Source organism: Streptomyces sp. adm13(2018) (assembly GCF_008042145.1).
Classification (GTDB): domain Bacteria; phylum Actinomycetota; class Actinomycetes; order Streptomycetales; family Streptomycetaceae; genus Streptomyces.
In genome coordinates this window covers 383,157-397,313 of the sequence record NZ_RDBH01000113.1, presented here as the reverse complement: position 1 = coordinate 397,313, position 14,157 = coordinate 383,157, and the positions used below count along the sequence as shown (strand labels likewise).

The 14,157-nt window shown below is 75.3% G+C and carries 13 protein-coding genes and 2 pseudogenes; 6 read left to right on the top strand and 9 right to left on the bottom strand.

Annotated features, from left to right (window positions below):
• Positions 1-169 precede the first annotated feature (169 nt).
• A complete protein-coding gene (hemG, locus tag EAO70_RS11840; protein ID WP_148002936.1) occupies positions 170-1,621 on the top strand; it encodes a protoporphyrinogen oxidase in 1,452 nt (483 codons plus the stop codon).
• 17 nt (positions 1,622-1,638) lie between these two features.
• On the top strand, positions 1,639-2,352 hold the full coding sequence (gene hemQ / locus EAO70_RS11835; protein WP_148002935.1) for a hydrogen peroxide-dependent heme synthase: 714 nt from the start codon (positions 1,639-1,641) through the stop codon (positions 2,350-2,352).
• Positions 2,353-2,564: 212 nt separating this feature from the next.
• Here the strand turns inward: hemQ and EAO70_RS11830 are convergent, their stop codons facing one another.
• The 4 genes from EAO70_RS11830 to EAO70_RS11815 form a co-directional block, all read right to left on the bottom strand.
• Positions 2,565-3,317 carry a TIGR04222 domain-containing membrane protein gene (locus EAO70_RS11830; protein WP_148002934.1) on the bottom strand — a complete coding sequence of 251 codons (753 nt, stop codon included), beginning with the start codon at positions 3,315-3,317 and terminating at the stop codon, positions 2,565-2,567.
• A 48-nt stretch (positions 3,318-3,365) separates the two neighbouring features.
• On the bottom strand, positions 3,366-4,430 hold the full coding sequence (locus tag EAO70_RS11825) for a TIGR04222 domain-containing membrane protein (RefSeq protein WP_148002933.1): 1,065 nt from the start codon (positions 4,428-4,430) through the stop codon (positions 3,366-3,368).
• Position 4,431: 1 nt separating this feature from the next.
• Positions 4,432-5,961 carry a DUF692 domain-containing protein gene (locus EAO70_RS11820; protein ID WP_148002932.1) on the bottom strand — a complete coding sequence of 510 codons (1,530 nt, stop codon included), beginning with the start codon at positions 5,959-5,961 and terminating at the stop codon, positions 4,432-4,434.
• Between the two features lie 183 nt (positions 5,962-6,144).
• Positions 6,145-6,852, bottom strand: coding sequence for a peptidyl-tRNA hydrolase (locus EAO70_RS11815; RefSeq protein ID WP_148002931.1), 708 nt, complete (start codon positions 6,850-6,852; stop codon positions 6,145-6,147).
• 88 nt (positions 6,853-6,940) lie between these two features.
• On the opposite strand from EAO70_RS11815, the gene EAO70_RS37865 reads away from it, so the two are divergent.
• Positions 6,941-7,843, top strand: coding sequence for an ATP-binding cassette domain-containing protein (locus EAO70_RS37865; protein ID WP_187283848.1), 903 nt, complete (start codon positions 6,941-6,943; stop codon positions 7,841-7,843).
• Positions 7,840-8,490, top strand: coding sequence for an ABC transporter (locus tag EAO70_RS37860; RefSeq protein ID WP_187283847.1), 651 nt, complete (start codon positions 7,840-7,842; stop codon positions 8,488-8,490). Before EAO70_RS37865 ends, EAO70_RS37860 begins: the two co-directional genes overlap by 4 nt.
• Before the next feature lie 24 nt (positions 8,491-8,514).
• Here the strand turns inward: EAO70_RS37860 and EAO70_RS11805 are convergent.
• The 4 genes and pseudogenes from EAO70_RS11805 to zapE form a co-directional block, all read right to left on the bottom strand.
• Positions 8,515-9,430: pseudogene (locus tag EAO70_RS11805) on the bottom strand (polysaccharide deacetylase family protein).
• A gap of 106 nt (positions 9,431-9,536) precedes the next feature.
• Positions 9,537-10,910, bottom strand: a complete 1,374-nt coding sequence (locus EAO70_RS11800) for an alkaline phosphatase PhoX (RefSeq protein ID WP_148002929.1) — start codon at positions 10,908-10,910, stop codon at positions 9,537-9,539.
• A gap of 134 nt (positions 10,911-11,044) precedes the next feature.
• Complete coding sequence (locus EAO70_RS11795) at positions 11,045-11,476, bottom strand: OsmC family protein (protein ID WP_148002928.1); 432 nt, start codon at positions 11,474-11,476, stop codon at positions 11,045-11,047.
• Positions 11,477-11,510: 34 nt separating this feature from the next.
• On the bottom strand, positions 11,511-12,596 hold the full coding sequence (gene zapE / locus EAO70_RS11790; protein WP_148002927.1) for a cell division protein ZapE: 1,086 nt from the start codon (positions 12,594-12,596) through the stop codon (positions 11,511-11,513).
• A gap of 36 nt (positions 12,597-12,632) precedes the next feature.
• Here zapE and EAO70_RS11785 point away from each other — a divergent pair, with 36 nt between their 5' ends.
• Positions 12,633-13,409, top strand: a complete 777-nt coding sequence (locus tag EAO70_RS11785; RefSeq protein WP_148002926.1) for a pyrimidine reductase family protein — start codon at positions 12,633-12,635, stop codon at positions 13,407-13,409.
• Positions 13,410-13,515: 106 nt separating this feature from the next.
• Complete coding sequence (locus EAO70_RS11780; RefSeq protein WP_148002925.1) at positions 13,516-13,998, top strand: indole-3-glycerol phosphate synthase; 483 nt, start codon at positions 13,516-13,518, stop codon at positions 13,996-13,998.
• Between the two features lie 82 nt (positions 13,999-14,080).
• Here EAO70_RS11780 and EAO70_RS11775 read toward each other — a convergent pair.
• Positions 14,081-14,157 (bottom strand): annotated as a pseudogene (locus EAO70_RS11775) (indole-3-glycerol phosphate synthase); the annotation flags it as partial.

Sequence of the window (14,157 nt, the reverse complement as noted above, 5' to 3'; positions counted from 1 at the left end):
CCCCCCAGGGGTGGTAGGTGTCGCCGGTTCGACGTGCGGCCCACCGGCCGGGTTGCCCTCCGGCGGTAGCGATGCGGTCACGGTCCGGCCTCGGAACGGGCGCGGGGGAGGCGGAGCCTCCGAGGAGCCCCGGAACCGGACACCGTGGGCGATTTGAGAGAGTGGTCCCATGAACGCGGACACCACGGGACCCTCTGTCGTCGTCGCCGGAGGCGGGATCGCCGGACTCGCCGCCGCCCACCGGCTGGCCCTCGCCGGCCACCGGGTGACCCTCCTCGAAGCGGGACCGCGGCTCGGCGGCAAGCTGCTCGCGGGGGAGATCGCGGGCGCCCCCGTCGACCTCGGCGCGGAGTCGCTGCTCGCCCGCCGGCCCGAGGCGGTCGACCTCGCCCGCGCGGTCGGCCTCGGCGACCGGCTCCAGGCCCCCGGCACGACCACCGCGTCCGTCTGGTCCCGCGGCGAGCTGGTCCCCATGCCCAAGGGCCACGTCATGGGCGTCCCCGGCGACGCCCGCGCCGTCGAGGGCCTGCTCTCCGCGGAGGGCGTCCGCCGGATCGCCCTCGACGCGGAACTGCCCCCCACCGAGGTCGGCGAGGACACCGCCATCGGCGCGTACGTCGCCGCGCGCATGGGCCACGAGGTCGTCGACCGGCTCGTGGAGCCCCTCCTCGGCGGGGTCTACGCGGGCGACGCGTACCGCATCTCGATGCGGGCCGCCGTCCCCGCGCTCTTCGCGGCGGCCCGCGAGCACCGCACGCTCACCGACGCCGTCCGCGCCGTCCAGCGGGCGGCGGCGGCCGTCCCCGCCGACGCGGCGGGCTCCGGCACCGGCCTCGGCGGCTCCGTCTTCCTCGGCGTCGACGGCGGCGTGGGCACCCTGCCCGGCGCCGTGGCCGACGCGATCCGCGCCGCGGGCGGCGAGATCGTCACCGACGCCCCCGTGACCGCGCTCCGCCGCACCGGCGCCACCGGCTGGCAGGTCGTCTGCGGGGACCGGGTCCGCGCCGCCGACGCCGTCGTCCTCGCCACCCCCGCGGGCCCCGCCGCTGGGCTCCTCGCCCCGCACGCGCCGGCCGCGGCCGCCGAGCTGGACGCCGTGGCGTACGCCTCCATGGCCCTGGTCACCCTCGCGTTCCGCCGCACCGACGTGCCCGCCCTGGCCGGCTCCGGCTTCCTCGTACCGCCGGTCGACGGCCACACGATCAAGGCCTCCACCTTCTCCTCGCAGAAGTGGCGGTGGGTCACCGACGGCGCCCCCGACCTGTTCGTGCTGCGCACCTCCGTCGGCCGCCACGGCGAGGAGGAGCAGGTCCTCCGGGAGGACGCCGACCTCGTCGCCGCCTCCCTCAAGGACCTCGGCGCCGCCACGGGCCTCGCCGCCCGGCCCGTCGCCACCACCGTCACCCGCTGGACCGGCGGCCTGCCGCAGTACCCGGTGGGGCACCTCGACCGGGTCGCCCGGGTCCGCGAGGCCGTCGCCGCCCTCCCGGGGCTGCGCGTCGCGGGCGCCGCCTACGACGGCGTCGGCATCCCCGCCTGCATCGCCTCGGCCCACCGGGCGGCGGACGAGATCATCGCCACGTCGAAAAGGACCGACCCCGGTGCGGGGCACTCCCTGTGACGGGCGAGAATGGGCGTATGAGTGCGCCCGAAAAGATCCCGAACGCCGGTAAGAAGGCGAAGGACCTCAACGAGGTCATCCGCTACACCCTGTGGTCCGTCTTCAAGCTGCGCGACGTTCTCCCCGAGGACCGCGGCGGCTTCGCCGACGAGGTCCAGGAGCTGTTCGACCAGCTCGCGGCCAAGGACATCACGGTCCGCGGCACGTACGACCTCTCCGGTCTGCGCGCCGACGCCGACGTGATGGTCTGGTGGCACGCCGAGACGAGCGACGAGCTCCAGGAGGCGTACAACCTCTTCCGCCGCACCCGCCTGGGCCGCGCCCTGGAGCCGGTCTGGTCCAACATGGCGCTGCACCGCCCCGCCGAGTTCAACAAGTCGCACATCCCGGCCTTCCTGGCCGACGAGAACGCGCGCGACTACGTCTCGGTGTACCCCTTCGTCCGCTCCTACGACTGGTACCTGCTGCCGGACGAGGACCGCCGCCGGATGCTCGCCGACCACGGCAAGATGGCCCGCGGCTACCCGGACGTCCGCGCCAACACGGTCGCCTCCTTCTCCCTCGGCGACTACGAGTGGCTCCTCGCCTTCGAGGCCGACGAGCTGCACCGCATCGTGGACCTCATGCGTCACCTGCGTGCCTCCGAGGCCCGGATGCACGTCCGCGAGGAGGTCCCGTTCTACACCGGTCGCCGCAAGAGCGTCGCCGATCTGGTGGCGGGCCTGGCCTGACGGCCGCCCGCACGACCTGGTGGTGGCCCGGCTCCGGCCGGGCGTGCCATCCTTCGACCCGGAAGATCAGAGGGCAGGCGCGAGAAAGGCCTGCCGCTCCAGCGACACCGGGTCCGGCTCCGGGTGCGGCGCGCGGACGCGCGCCGCACCGGCGTCATTTACGGGGCCTCTCCGCCGGCCCCGCCGGCCCTTCACGGCCCCCCGCGAGCCCCTCAGCCGCGGCCGCGCAGGGCGGCCCGCAGCTCCGGTTCGAGCACCCCCGTACCCCGCGTCGCGAGGGCGGTCAGGGGATCCGCGGCGGACAGCCCCGCGAGCACCCGCTGCCCGGCCGGCGACGCCCAGCGCGTGTACGGGTACACCTCGGCCCGCCCGATCAGCAGACAGAGCCCCGACGCGACCAGCGGCAGCGCGAACCCGGCCAGCACCGGGGCCCGTTCGGCGGCCGGCACCAGCAGCGCGGACACCACCCCGAGGACCAGGCTCAGCACGACCCCGGCCCGCACCGCCCGCAGTCCGGCGGCGACCTCCCGGCGGCCCGCGGCGGACACGGCGAGCCCCCGTGCGACGAGCCGCTCGGCGAGCAGCCGTACGGAGTCGGCGTCGGCGACCAGCGGACGGACGGCGGGGATCGGCGCCTGACCGCCGGGACCCAGGGCGCCGACGACGGCCCGCTCCAGCGGGTCCGCCGCACAGGCCGCCGCGTCCACGACCGTCGCCCAGCCCGTGCGGGCCAGGAACAGCCGCCGTCCCCGGTGCATCGACACCAGGGTCAAATCGGTGACCCGCAGCGGCCCGCCCGCGAGATAGGCGGCCTCGCCGACGGTCAGCTCCGGCGCACTCCCGGCGGCCCCTGCGGACGCGTCGCCGTCCTCGGTCCGGGCCGCCGCGAGCGCCGCCCGGCAGAGTCGCGCACAGCCGACGCCGGCGACGACGCACGCCACGAGCAGCAGGGGAACCCAGACCATGACCGAGTTGTACGGGAGGCGGCGCGGCTCCGCCACCCGAACGGATGATCAGCTGCTGGAGCTGGAACAGGAACTCCCGCTGGAGCTGGAACACGAGCTGGAACTGGAGCTGGAGCACGAGCTGCCCCCGCCCCCGCCACAGCTCGAACCACCGCTCGAACAGGCCCCCGACGAGCACGACGAACCCGACGAGCACGACGAACCGGGGCCGCCCGAGCAGGAGCCGCCACCCCCGCCGCAGGCACTCGACGCCGCGCACCACACGGTGGTGGCGGCGAAGTCGTCGTAGGACCCCGACGTACTGCTGTGCACGTACGGCGGCACAGCGCCCCGACGCCCGCCCCGCCGCCGGGGCGGCCCGTAGAACCGGGCGGCGGCCACGAGCTGCTCCCTGAGCACCGGGTCGGGGAGCGCCCGCAGCCCGTACAGCGCCACCAGCAGGGCCGGGTCCGCGCGCGGACCGTGCTCCCGCCCGTACGCGGCGACCGCGCGCCGGCCGGCCGGGGTGGTCTGCCGACGGCTGAGCGACCCGCAGACGGCGGCGGTGACCAGGAGGGCGACCAGGAGCGGCACCACCTTGAGGACGAACGGGAAGGGCATGTCCGAGCCGGGGTCCAGGGTGCTCGCGTACTCCACGACCGTGAGGACGATCGACACCGGGAAGAGCACGAAGCCGGTGATGAGGAGCGCCGCGCACCAGCGGCCCGTCGCGCGCCGGGTCGCCGGTTCCACCACGAGCCCGCGCCCCGCGAGACCGTCGCCGATCTCCTGGACCGCCGGGTGCTGCATCACGGCGAGCCGCAGGTGGTGCAGCGCCCCGTGCGGGGCGGCCGCGTGCGCCTGGAGCACGGCCCGTTCCACCGGGTCGTACGCGACGGGGCGGACCACGGCCACGATGCCGGGGCCGCCGATCCCCAGCCTGCCGTCCGCCTGGAGGGCGGTCAGGGCGGCGTCGGCGACCCTGGCCGGGCCGCCGTTGAGGAAGGCGACCTCGTACCGGTCGTGGACCGGTCCGCCGGATCCCCGGCGGGTCCGGAGGACCCGGGTGAGGAGCAGGGCGACGGCGGCGGCGCCGGCCAGGTAGAAGACCGCGACGAGGACGTTCACGAGCACCTCACTTCCGTACGAGTGCGTGGCGGGCGGCCCGGACGAGCCGGGTGGCGCGGCCGGGCGGGCGGCTGCCGGAACGGTCCTGCCACCACTCGGTGAGCCGCCGCCGCGCGGCGGGGTCCTCCGGCCGTCCGGCGATCAGCAGGTGCTCGGCGAAGTCCAGCGCGTCCCGGCGGTAGCCGCCGGTCATGGGCCGGTACCGGGCGTACGCGAGGAACGCCGGCCGGTAGTCCGCGCCCAGGATCTCGGGGAGCTCCGGCGCGACCTTCGCGACGACCCCGGCCCGCTTGGCCGCGAGGGCCCGGCTCTGCACGCCGAGCCGTCGGCTGTCGAAGCCCTCGGGCACGGGGGTGCCGGCGACGAGCGCGGACAGCAGGGCGGCCTGGGCGACGGCCACGCGCTGCCGGGCGCCGGCCGCGGAAGGCCGCCCGGCGACGGGGGCCGGCTCGACGGGCACCGCGTCGGCGAGTGCCGCGTCGGCGGGGACCGCCTGGACGGGGGCTGCTGCGGCGGGGGCCGCCCCGACGGGTGTCCTCTGCACGGGTGCCCGTCCGACGGGCGCCGCCTCGACGCGCACCGCCGGGGGGATCTCCGGCATAGGCCCGCCCGAGACCCGGGCCCCGGCGCCGATGAGGAGCGTCTCCCGGGGCGCGGGCACCGGCGGGCGGGCGCCGTGCCGGTGGGCCGTGTCCGTCCGGGCCGCCCCGCGTCGGGCGCCGGCCAGCGTCGCCCGGATCGCCCGGAGTTCGCCCGCCAGTTCCGCCGCGGGCGGGAAGTCGTCGTCGCGCTCCAGCAGCACGCCGGGCGGCGCGACCCGGGAGGCGAGGTCCGCCAGGATGTCGAGGACCGCGCCGGGCACCGGGTGGGCGTGGGTGTCGTGCCAGACCCCGTCCCGCTCGACGCCCCCCGCCACGTGCACGTACGCGATGGCCTCCACCGGCAGCTCCGACAGGGCCCGCGCCGGGTCCTCGCCCCGGTTGACGCGGTTGGTGTGGAGGTTGGCGACGTCGATGAGGAGCCGTACCCCCGTACGCTCCACCAGTTCCGCCAGGAATCGCCCCTCCGACATCTCCTCGCCCGGCCACGCGACGAGCGCCGCGATGTTCTCCAGGGCGAGCGGCACGGGCAGCACGTCCTGGGCGATCCGCACGTTCTCGCAGAGCACGTCGAGCGCGTCCCGGGTCCGCGGCACGGGCAGCAGATGGCCGGCTTCGAGCTGCGGGGTCGCGGTGAGCGGCCCCTCGGCCCGGACGAACGCGATGTGCTCCGTGACCAGCGGCGCCCCCAGCGCCACGGCCTTCTCGCCGAGCGCGGCGAGCCGCGCCGGGTCGGGGCGGTCCGCGCCCCCGAGCCCCAGCGACACGCCGTGCGGCACGACGGTGACGCCGCGCTCGCGCAGCCGCGTCAGGGAGTCGGGCAGGTGGTCGGCGCAGATGTTCTCCGCGACGACCTCCACCCAGTCGATGCCGGACAGCCCCTCGACCGCCTCCGCGATCTCGGGACGCCAGCCGATGCCGATGCCGAGTTCCGTCATGTCCCCCTCCTTCGGTCCTCAGTCCTCCACGTGATGGCCCCCACGGATGCGTTCGAACCCCGGGAGGACCACGTTCAGAGGTTGATTTGAGGTTCCGTTTCGGTCACGCCGAACGGAGGAGATCCGACCGCTCCGGCCGGAACCCGTCGCCCGGGCCGGGCGATCGGACCGGGCGATCGGACCTTACGGGCGCGGAAGCCGCAGCCCGGGGGCGAAGCGGTCGCTCCCCTCGGCGACCACGGTGGGCCCGGGCGCGATCTCGGTGAAGCCCGCGTCCCGGACCAGCGGGAGGCCGCTCGCGGTCAGCGCGGGCCACTCGCCGGCCGCGGCGGTGCGGACCGCGAGCGGGAAGCCCGCCGCGTGCCAGGCCTTCCGGTCCGCGTCGTCCATCGCCCACCACAGCAGCTGCGCCCCGTGGCCCGCCTGGGCCATCGTCTTGCCCGCCGACATCTCCAGCTCCGGGTTGATCCACAGGACCACGGCCCCGTCCGGGACGGGCCCGGGCTCCTCCGGGTCGTCCAGGTCGGTGCCCGACACCTGGAGCCTGGCCAGCTCCTTGGGCCAGCCGTCGAGCGGGACCGGCGGGAAGACCCGTACCTCGGCCTCCCGGCCGCCGACCGTGATCCCGGGGAGCGTGCCCGCGCGCCGCCACTCCGCGCCGCGCGCCCGGCGCACCACCTTGCGGATCCTGGCGTCCTGCCAGTCGGCCACGGCCTCCGCCCACTCGCCCTCGCCGAGCGAGCGGTCGTCGGTGAGGATCTCCAGGACGGCGTGGGCGGCGGTCTCCAGGGCGTCGGTGCGGGACGGCGGCGCGTCCCGTTCGATCCGCACCACCAACGGCAGGACGAACTGGGGCTTCTCATCGCGGAGATCGGTCTCGTTGCTGCTCACCGGGCAAGTCTGCCATTGCCGCCGCGGGCGCTCCTTGTGGGGACGGACGCCTCCGGGCCAGGATGCCCCTCATGAGGAAGGTGGCGGGGTGAGACTGGAGCGGGTCGGGCGACGGCGCGGGCTCCGGGGGCCGTGGGTCCTGCGCGGGGTGGACCTCGACCTGCCCGCCGGGGCCCTCGTCCGGGTCGTCGGCGCGAACGGCACCGGGAAGTCGACGCTGCTCCGGCTCGTCGCCGGGGTCGACGCGCCCACCGAGGGCCGCGTCACCGGCCGCCCGCCCCGCACCGCGCACGTCCCCGAGCGCTTCCCGGCGGCCCTGCCCTTCACGGCCCTCGACTACCTGGTCCACCTGGGACGCGTCCAAGGCCTGGGCGGGGCGCGGGCCCGGGCCCGGGCGGGCGAGTGGCTCGCACGCCTCGGCGCGGCCGAGCACGCCGGTACGGCCATGGCGGAGCTCTCCAAGGGCACGAGCCAGAAGGTCGCCGTGGCCCAGGCGTTCCTGGCCGACCCGGGCCTCCTCGTCCTCGACGAGGCCTGGACCGGCCTCGACACGGGCGCGCGTGCGGAGCTGGACGCGGCGGTCCGCTCCCGCCGGGCGGCCGGCGGGACCGTCGTCTTCGTCGACCACGACGCGTGCCGGCTCGCGGGGGAGCCGTCCGCGGTCCACGAGGTGCGCGAGGGCCGGGTCCACCCGGTCCCGGCGCCCCCCGGGCCGGGCACCGCCGGGGCCCCTGCGGCACCGGGGCGGCCCGGCCCCGCCGACGGCCCGCGGCCGAGCGTGCGGATCACCGTCTCCGGCGGCCCGCGCCCCCTCCCGCTCCCGGAGCGGCTGCCCGGCCACCCGCTGGTCACAGCGGGGGACGGGGACGGCTCCACCGTCTTCACCGTCGACGCCGCCCACTCCGACGCCCTCCTGGGCGCGCTCCTCGCCGCCTCCTGGCACGTCCACCGCCTGGCGCCCGCCGTCGACCCCGAAGGCGTACGCGTATGACGGCGCTCCTGCGCTACCAGACCGGCCTGCTCCTCCGCTCCCAGCGCTGGCTCGCACCGCTCCTCCTGTACGCGGCCGTCCTCGGCGTCGGCGTACAGGCGGGCGAACCGGTCCTCGGGGCGCTCGGGCTCGCCGCCGGCGCGCTGCTCCCGGTGACGGCCTGGTCGGTGCGCGTCTGCGTCACCCAGGAGCCGCCCGCCGCCCGGAACGTCGTGGCGGCGGCGGCCGGCCGGGGCCGCGCGCACCTGGCGGCGCTGGTCACCGGGGCCCTGCTGCCCGCCCTGGTGGGCGCGGTCGCGGTTCTCGGGGTGACCGCGGTCGGCGACCGGCGCGGGGTCGCCGCGTCCGCCGCCGCGACCACGGGTCTGCTCGCGGCCCTGGCCTGCGCCCTGACCGGCGCCTGCGTCGGCGCGCTGGCCTCGCGCCCGTTCGTCCGGGGCCCCGGCTGGTCCGTCGCGGCCCTGGTCCTGGGCTCGCTGCTCGCGCTGGTGACCACCGGTTCGCCCGCGAAGCACGCGCTGACGGCCCTGATCACCGGGGCCCGCACGGCGACCGCCGCCCCGCCGTGGCTCGCCTGCGGGGGCGCCGTGCTCCTCGCGGCGGGGTGCGCGGCCGTCTCCCGCGCGGCCACGGCCCGGCTGGAGTGAGGGCGCCCGCCGCCGCGGCGGTGCTCAGCCGCGCATGAGTTCCGAGACCTTCACGAAGCGGTAGCCGCGGGCCCGGAGTTCCGGGACGATGCGGCGGACCGCCTCCTCGGTGACCGGGGCCGCGCTGCGCGTGCAGTGCATGACGACCAGGGAGCCCGGCCGCACGCCGTCGAGCACCTGCTCGGCCACCGCGTCCGGGTCCTTCGCGAAGGCGTCGCCGCTGACCACGTCCCACTGGACGGCCGTCACCCCGGTCGGGGCGAGCGCGCGCAGGGCCGCGTCGTCGTAGCAGCCGCCGGGGAAGCGGAAGTACGGGACGACGTTCACCGCTCCGGCGTCGCGGAAGGACGTGAAGGCCCGCTGGACGTCCTCCGCCATGTCGGGCCCGGCGACGGTCGGGAGGCCGTAGCAGGGGGACGCGAAGGCGTAGTGGCTGTAGGAGTGGTTGGCGATCTCGAAGCGCGGGTCGCCGCCGATGGACTTCGCCTGGTCCGGGTACTCCTCCGCCCAGCGTCCCGTCATGAAGACGGTGGCGTCCACCCCGAGCCGCCGCAGGGTCTCGATGAGCTGCGGGTTGTCGAAGCGCTCGCCCTGGGCGGCCCGCGGTCCCTGATCGGCCGTCATGTCGGCGTCGAAGGTGAGGGCGACGACCTTCTCCGCGGCCTTCTCGGCGGCCTTCTGTGAGCCCTTCCCGGCACCCTTCTCCGCGTCCTTCGCCGTCGCCCCGCCCGCCGTCCTCGTGCGGTGCGTGTACACGGGGGTACGGCCGCCGGGGCCGGGGGCCGTACCTCCGTGTACACGCACCGCACGAGGACGCGGTGCCGTGAGGGGCCGGGGCGGCGGTGCCGGTCGTCTTCTCGGCACGGGCGACGGGGGCGGTCTCGACGGCTTCCCGGCCGCAGCCGACGAGGACGGCCCCCAGAAGACCGAGAGCCGTCAGATGTCGTACAGATGATTTCACTATCGGAAGCTAACCGATCAGAACATCTACGACTCGCGACGCGGCAGCGGCTGAGCGCGAGTCCACGCGCTCAGCCGACATCAGCTCAGTGCCACGGACCCGTGACCGCGAACGTCGTGCCCGGCGTGTAGCAGTTGACGTACATGGTCGCCCGGTCCGGCGAGAAGGTGACGCCCGCGAACTCGCCCCACTCCGGCGCCTCGGGACGCCCGATGTTCTGCGCGCCCCGCGCGACCGGGTACACCTCGCCCCGCTCGCTCACCCCGAAGACGTGCTGCGCCCCCTCGCCGTCCTCGCAGACCATCAGCCCGCCGCTCGGCGCCAGGCAGATGTTGTCCGGCGACTCGCCGGGCAGCTGGACGTCGGTGTCCGGGCCGAAGACGACGACGAGCGTGAGCCGGCGCCGGTGCGGCTCGTACTTCCAGACCTGGCCGAAGTGCGTGGCGCCGGAGCCGTCGTCCAGGCGCGCGAAGGAGGACACGAAGTAGACGGCCCGGCCGCCCCAGTAGCAGCCCTCCAGCTTCTGGGCATGGGTGATGCCGCGGGGGCCGAAGTCCTGGAGCCTGATGGGGGTCCGCGCGGCCTGCGGGTCCGGTACGGGGACCCACTCGACGCCCTCGAAGCGGGTGCCCGCCTCCTGCACCACCGAGAGGTCGGCGACGCCGGGGACCCGCATGGCCTCCAGGGCGCCGCCGGCGCGCAGCGAGCCCGTGCCGCCGAGCGGCCGGTGGGGGAGGAAGCGGTAGAAGAGGCCGAAGGGGTGCTCGAAGGCGTCCTCCGTCTCGTAGACGATGCCGCTCGCCGGGTCGACCGCGATCGCCTCGTGCTGGAAGCGGCCCATCGCGGTGAGGGGGACGGCCCCGGTGCGGTGCGGGTCGGCGCCGTCGACCTCGAAGACGAAGCCGTGGTCCTTGGTGTAGCCGTTGGTGCCGGCCTTGTCCTCGGTCTCCTCGCAGGTCAGCCAGGTCCGCCAGGGGGTGGGGCCGCCCGCGCAGTTCACGGCCGTACCGGCGATGGCGACCCGCTCGCCCAGGACGTTGTTCCGGCCGTCGAGTTCGAGGGCCGTGCAGCCGCCCAGGCCGGCCGGGTCGTACGTCAGACCGGGCACGGTCGGGACGCCGATCTTCCCGGTGACCCGGTTCTCGTGGTTCCGGACCAGGTGCACGCGGCCGCGGCGGCCGGCGAAGGCGCTCATGCCGTCGGGGTTGCTGGGGACCGGGCCCTCGCCGGAGCGGAGCGGGTCGCCCTGCCGGGAGAGGACCTTGTAGCGGAAGCCGGCGGGGAGGTCGAGTAGACCGCGGGGGTCGGGGACGAGGGGGCCGTAGCCGCCGCGTCCCGTGTGGCCGCCGGTCGCCGCGCTCGCGGTGCCGGCGAAGAGTTCGGAGAGGGCGCCGGTGAAGGCGATCCCGGCGGCGGTGGCGCCGGTGCGGGACAGGATCTGACGTCGTGTCGCGGACATGAGACAGCCCACTTTCCTGTTGGCGGACAGGTGTGTGAAGTGACGTGTGACCCGCATGTGTGTACCACGCACGGTGGTGACAGGAGAACATGCGGGCCACGACGGCCTCATGTGGCGCGGGTGCCGACCTGGGGTCAGGAACCGGCGAGTTCTGCCGTGAGGGTGATCGTCGTGCCGGTGAGGGCCTGGCTGACCGGGCAGTTCTTCTTCGCGTCCTCGGCGAGACCCTGGAACGTCTCGGCGTCGACGCCGGGGACCTCGCCGCGCACGGTGAGGTGGATGCCGGTGATGCCCTCGCCCGGCTGGAAGGTGACGTCGGCCTTGGTCTCCAGGCGGGTCGGCGTATGGCCGGCGCCGGCCAGGGCGTGCGAGAACGCCATGGAGTAGCAGGAGGAGTGCGCGGCCGCGATGAGCTCCTCGGGGCTGGTCTTCCCGTCGGCCTGCTCGGCGCGCGAGGGCCAGGAGACGTCGTACGAGCCGATACCGGAGGAGTCGAGGGTGACGACGCCCGAACCCTTGAGGAGGTCGCCCTCCCAGACGGTGTGGGCGTGACGCACGGTGGCCATGGTGAATCCCTTCGATCGGGTGACGGCCTCCAACCTACTGCGCGATCAGTCCCTTGGCGTCGCGGGCGAGCGCGGTGAGCCGGGAGATCGCCCGGAAGTACTTCTTGCGGTAGCCGCCGTTCAGCATCTCGTCGCTGAACAGCCGGTCGAAGGGCAGTCCGGAGGCGAGGACGGGTATCTCGCGGTCGTAGAGCCGGTCGGCGAGGACGACGAGCCGGAGGGCCGTCGACTGGTCCGGGACGGGCTGGACGTCGGTGAGGCAGACGGCCGAGAGGTCGTCGGTGAGGGCGCCGTAGCGGCTGGGGTGGACCTTGGCCAGGTGCTCCAGCAGGTGCGGGAAGTCGTCGAGGGAGGCGCCCGGCGTCGCGTACGCGGCCGCGGTGACGGCCTGGTCGGAGTGCGGGGCCGGGGCCTCGGGCAGGCCGCGGTGGCGGTAGTCCTCGCCGTCGATCCGCAGCGGCCGGAAGTGCGCCGAGAGGCCCTGGATCTCGCGCAGGAAGTCGGCGGAGGCGAAGCGGCCCTCGCCGAGCTTGCCGGGGAGCGTGTTGGAGGTGGCGGCGAGCGCCACGCCCGATTCGACCAGCTTGCCGAGGAGGCTGGAGACGAGGACGGTGTCGCCCGGGTCGTCGAGTTCGAACTCGTCGATGCAGAGGAGGCGGTGGCCGCTGAGGGTCTTCACGGTCTGCTGGAAGCCCAGCGCCCCGACCAGGTTGGTCAGCTCGACGAAGGTGCCGAACGCCTTGAGCGCCGGTTCGGCGGGGGCGGCGTGCCAGAGCGAGGCGAGCAGGTGGGTCTTGCCGACGCCGTACCCGCCGTCCAGGTAGACCCCGCGCGGACCGGTGGGCGCGGCCGGCTTGCGGGCGAACCAGCGGCGCTTCCCGGCGCCGGAGGCGTGCGCTCCGCCCAGGCTCTCGGCGAAGGCGCTCAGCACCGTGACGGCGTCGGTCTGGGTGGGCTGCTGAGGGTCCGGGTGGTAGGTGTCGAACCGCACGGAGTCGAAGCGCGGTGGCGGCACCATCTCCGCGACGAGCCGGTCGGCGGGGACGTGGGGCTCTCGGGAGCAGAGCGAGAGCGGGGCCGCGGGGGCGGCTGCGGCTTCGGGAAGGGCACGGGTCGACACAGTTACCCACTCTAGGCGCCATGTCAGACTCGGAGGATGCGACGGCTCTTCCCTGTGACGGACATGACAGCTTCCACCGCCCCTGACCAGGAGTGGTCGCTGGACGCGCTGGCCGACGCCTACGCGTATCCGGAGCTTCCCGCGGGGCAGGACGCCTGGCTGCGGGCCAACATGGTCTCCTCGCTCGACGGGGCCGGGCAGCACGACGGACGGTCGCAGCCGCTCTCCTCCGACACCGACATGCGGATCTTCGGCACCCTGCGGGGCCTCGCCGACGTGGTCGTCGCCGGTGCGGAAACGGTACGCCTGGAGGGGTACCGGCCGGCACGCGCGCGGGAGGCCTTCGCGGCCCGCCGCGCCGCCGCCGGACAGGGGCCGGCTCCGGTGATCGCCGTGGTCAGCGCCTCCCTGAACCTGGACTTCTCGCTTCCGCTCTTCACCGAGCCGCTGGTGCCGACCCTGGTCCTCACCGGCGCCGCAGCGCCCGCCGAGCGGGTCCGGGCGGCGCGGGCCGCGGGCGCCGAGGTGCTGGTGGCGGGCGACGGGGCCGGGGTCGACCCGGCCCGGGCCAAGGCGGTGCTCGCGGAGCGCGGGCTCCGGCGGCAGCTGACCGAGGGCGGGCCCCGGCTGCTCGGCCAGTTCACGGCGGCGGAGGTCCTCGACGAACTGTGCCTGTCGGTCTCGCCGACCATGACGGCGGGCGACGCCCAGCGGATCGCCGGGGGGCCCGCGACGGCCGTCCCGACACGCTTCGCGCTGGCTTCGCTGCTGGAGCAGGACGGCTTCCTCTTCACCCGCTACCGTCGGATCTGACAATCGTCGGAATTTGTCGTTCCGCTTAGCGTCGGCTGGGCACACTTACAGACGCAGACCCCGTGCGGGCACGGGGAAGGATGGTTTCCGCAGAAGGGCTCATGAGGTGTTCACAAGCGTTCTGATGATCGAGAAGCCCCTGACGGCCGTGGACGTGGAGTTCGTCACCACGCTGCACGGCGAAGAGGGCGTGTCCTTCATCGTTCTGATGCAGCCGCGTGGTGACCAGGCCGACGTACTGCTCCGTGCCATCGACGACGTGGCGATGGGCGAGCTGAAGGAGGCGACCCGCGAGGGCGACGAGCCGGAGGGCAAGGAGGCCAGACGCCCCGCCGAGCTGGCCCTGGAGCACTCCCTCCAGGCACTGAGGGCGGCCGGCTGCGAGGCGGTCGGCCAGGTCGTCGAGGACCACCCGCTCACCAAGATGAAGTCGGTGGTCGAGGAGGCGGAGGCGGACGAGGTGATCGTGCTGACGGCCCCGCACTACGTGGAGGAGTTCTTCCACCGGGACTGGGCCTCCCGGGCCCGCCACAAGGTGGGCGTCCCGGTGCTCAAGCTCTTCGCGCACAGCGAGGACGCCGCCGGGTAGCCGCCCGGCCGTCCGGAACCCGTCGGTGCCCGCGCCCCGTGCAGGGGGCGCGGGCACCGACGGGTTCCGGACGGCCGGGCGGCTACCCGGCGGCGTCCTCGCTGTGCGCGAAGAGCTTGAGCACCGGGACGCCCACCTTGTGGCGGGCCCGGGAGGCCC

Coding starts and splice junctions, on each gene's coding strand:
- hemG (WP_148002936.1), top strand. CDS start 170: ATGAACGCGGACACCACGGGACCCTCTGTCGTCGTCGCCGGAGGCGGG.
- hemQ (WP_148002935.1), top strand. CDS start 1,639: ATGAGTGCGCCCGAAAAGATCCCGAACGCCGGTAAGAAGGCGAAGGAC.
- EAO70_RS11830 (WP_148002934.1), bottom strand. CDS start 3,317: ATGGTCTGGGTTCCCCTGCTGCTCGTGGCGTGCGTCGTCGCCGGCGTC.
- EAO70_RS11820 (WP_148002932.1), bottom strand. CDS start 5,961: ATGACGGAACTCGGCATCGGCATCGGCTGGCGTCCCGAGATCGCGGAG.
- EAO70_RS37860 (WP_187283847.1), top strand. CDS start 7,840: ATGACGGCGCTCCTGCGCTACCAGACCGGCCTGCTCCTCCGCTCCCAG.
- EAO70_RS11800 (WP_148002929.1), bottom strand. CDS start 10,910: ATGTCCGCGACACGACGTCAGATCCTGTCCCGCACCGGCGCCACCGCC.
- EAO70_RS11795 (WP_148002928.1), bottom strand. CDS start 11,476: ATGGCCACCGTGCGTCACGCCCACACCGTCTGGGAGGGCGACCTCCTC.
- EAO70_RS11785 (WP_148002926.1), top strand. CDS start 12,633: ATGCGACGGCTCTTCCCTGTGACGGACATGACAGCTTCCACCGCCCCT.